Annotated in this window: 2 protein-coding genes; one reads left to right on the top strand and one right to left on the bottom strand. The window is 74.0% G+C overall.

What is annotated here, in order from left to right; genetic code table 11:
- On the bottom strand, positions 1–2,157 hold a 2,157-nt coding region (locus ACFUEL_RS37445; protein WP_380242332.1), incomplete at its 3' end, for a M4 family metallopeptidase.
- A 190-nt stretch (positions 2,158–2,347) separates the two neighbouring features.
- On the opposite strand from ACFUEL_RS37445, the gene ACFUEL_RS37450 reads away from it, so the two are divergent.
- A partial coding sequence (locus ACFUEL_RS37450; protein ID WP_380242334.1) for an ATP-binding protein occupies positions 2,348–3,202 on the top strand: 855 nt, incomplete at its 3' end.

The following is a 3,202-nucleotide window of genomic DNA, read 5'->3' on the forward strand; positions in this document are numbered from 1 at the left end:
CAGGAAGACGGTCGCCAGGTAGGCGTCCTCGGTGCCGGCGAACTCCAGCTTCACGTTCCGGCCCCGGTAGGCGGACAGGTCGACGGTCTTCTGGACGTAGCCGGCGGAGGCGTTGGCGTTGGAGTAGGCGGCCAGCGCGGTGCCGTTGACGTTGACCACGAGGGTGTCGTAGGCGGTGGAACCGGACTCCTGGGTGCTCACCTTCAGCCAGAAGGTGAGCTTGGGGCTGCCGCTGGACGGGACCGCGACGTTCGACCGGGACAGCGACTCGACGGCGGAGGTGCCGTAGCCCATCATCCAGGCGTACCAGGAGCCGCCGTGCGCGGGCTGCAGGACGGAGTCGGTGATGTCGTTGTCGCTCTGCGTCCAGCCGGTGGTGCCCTGTTCGAAGCCGCCGTTGGTCAGCGCGTTGCCCGGGTTCGGGCTGCCGGTGGACGACGGGGACGGGGAGGGCGAGGGGCTGCTGGAGCCGGAGGGCGACGGGGAGGGGCTGCTGCCCGTGCCGGGGTCGGGCAGTGCGGTGCCGACGCTGACGGCGGCCCACGCCTTGGAGACCAGGTACCGCTCCTGCGAGTTGGCCCCGTACAGGTCGGCGGCGGCCTGCAGGGTGGCGGTGCGGGCGCCGGAGTAGGTGGTGGTGGAGGTCATGTAGGTGGTCAGGGCGCGGTACCAGACGGCCGCAGCCTTGTCCCGGCCGATGCCGGTGAAGGTGTCGTTGTTGCAGGTGGTGGCGTTGTGCGCGCGCCCGCCGATGGTCTTGGCACCGGTGCCCTCGGCCGCCAGGTAGAAGAAGTGGTTGGCGATGCCGGAGGAGTAGTGCACGTCCACCTGCCCGGCGTTGGAGCTGTAGCAGGACAGCGAGGAGCCGTCGGCGGAGGGGTTGTCCATCCGGCGCATGTAGCCGCCGGACATGTTGAGCTTCTCGCCGATGTAGTAGTCGCCCGGGTCGCCGGCGTTGTCGGCGTAGAACTCGACCATGGTGCCGAAGATGTCGCTGGTGGCCTCGTTGAGGCCGCCGGACTCGCCGGAGTAGTTGAGGTTGGCGGTGGCGGCGGTGACGCCGTGGCTCATCTCGTGGCCGGCCACGTCGAGCGCGGTGACGGGGGTGTTGCCGTTCTGCGAGGAGCCGTCGCCGAAGAACATGCAGAAGCAGTCGTCGTCGTAGAAGGCGTTCAGCAGGCCGGTGTCGACGTGCACGTACGCGGGGGCGCCGCGGCCGTCGTTGCGGATGCCGGAGCGGTTGAAGGAGTCCTTGTAGTAGTCCCAGGTCTTCGCCAGGCCGTAGGAGGCGTCCACGGCGGCGCTCTCCCGGCTCGAAGTGGTGCCGGTGCCCCAGGAGTTGGTGGACTTGGAGAACGTGCGGGCGTTCTGCTTCGGGTTCGTCTGCGGGCTGTTGTAGGCGTCGTAGACGATCGTGCCGCCGTGGGAGGCGTCGGTGAGGGTGTAGCTGCCGCCGGACTGGGTGGTCTCGATGGAGACCTGGCCGACGGTGGTGCCGTTGCCGGTGCCGGTGACGCCCTGGTGCAGCTCGTACTGGTCGAGCGGCGCGCCGCTGGCCGCGTCGACGACGACCGCCTCGCGGGAGGCGGCGCCGGCCTCGCCGTCGCCGGTGACGGTGGATCGGTAGGCGAGGACGGGGACCTTGCCGACCGCGTACACCACCAGGGTGCTGCCGTCCGCGCTGCCGGTCCTGGCGTTCTTGACGTGCTTGGCGTGGCGGACGGCCGCGGCCGAGGCGTCGGCCGCGCTGAGCTTCGGCGTGGTGCCGGCGACCTTGAGCGCGCCCCGGTGGGCCTGGTCGGAGCCGGTGGCCCGGCCGTTCCGGTCGTAGTGCACGACCAGGTCGCCGCCGATGACGGGCAGGCCGCGGTAGGTGCGGTCGTAGCGCACGTGCCGGGCGCCGTCGGTGTCGAGCAGCACGTCCTTGGCGACCAGGCGCTCGTCGGGGCCGAAGCCGAGCGACTTCGCGACGGCCGCGGCCTCCCGGTCGGCGGTGCGCAGCGCCTCGGCGCGCCCGTCGGCGCTCATCGCCCGGGCCCCGGTGCCGGGGCGGACGGTGGGGTCGGCGGCCGCGCTGGTCTGGGTGGCCACCGCGGTCAGGGTGCCCAGGGTGAGGGCGGCCGCGACGGCGGCTGCGAGGGCGTTCTTGCGGGACATCGCATTCCTCCCGCCGAGCTGGGGTTGAGGGGGGAGAGGGCCGTCGGACGTCGTCTGGGGGTGGGGGAGCGTCCGGCGGCCGGGGGGCAGCTCGACTGTGGCCATGAGGCTAGGGAAGGCGGGGGGCGGTCGAAATCAGGGCAATCCCTTGACCTGGACCGCGGCGGCCGCGGTGGCGCACGATGGCCCGGTGCCAGACTCCGCGACGTGGTTGAGCGAACTCCGGGAACCGGTCGGTGCCGTGCTGCCGGCAGTGCCGGACGAGGGGCCCGGCAGCCGCCGGGTGGTGCTGTTCGGGCCGCCGGGGATCGGCCGGACCACCGCGGCCGGCGCCCTGGCGCGACGGCTGGGGCGGCCCGTGCTGCGGCTGGCCCCGGGCCCGCAGGACGCCCCCGTCCCGTGGACCGGTCTGCTCGAACTGGCCCTGGCCCTCCAGCCGTTGCCGGCCGCGTACGAACTCGCCGCGGCGGTCGACGGGGCCGCCGGCGCCGAACCCGCCGACGCCTCGCTGCGGCTGCGCCGGCTGGCCACCGCCCTCCTGCGGGAGGTGCCGCCGCTGACCCTGGTGGTGGACAACGCCCAGTGGCTGGATCCGGCCAGCGCGGCCGTGCTGCGCTGGGCCCTGCGCCTGGTCCCCGAGCTGCCCGTCATCGCCACCGAGCGCAGCTGGCGCCCCGGGACCGAGGGCCACTGGAGCGGCGAGGACGCGCGCGCGGTGCGCGTCCCGCCCCTGACGGTCCGCCAGCTGTCGTCCGTGCTCGCCCCGCACCGCCACACCCTCCGCCAGGTCGGCCGGATCCACCGGTGCAGCGGCGGGAACCCGGCGCTGGCCCTGGCGCTCGCCGAGACCGCCGACCCGGGGACGGACCCGGACGGCGAGGACGGGACGGCGCTGCCCCCGGCGGCGCGCCGGCTGGTGGACGAGTGGCTGGGCACCGTCTCCGAGGAGGCCCGGGAGCTGCTGGCCCTGGCCGCGCTCGACGACCGGCCCGACCGCGAACTGCTGGCCCGCCTCGCCGGCCCGGCCGCCGGCACCCTGCTGGCC

Source organism: Kitasatospora sp. NPDC057198, assembly GCF_042670125.1.
Classification (GTDB): domain Bacteria; phylum Actinomycetota; class Actinomycetes; order Streptomycetales; family Streptomycetaceae; genus Kitasatospora.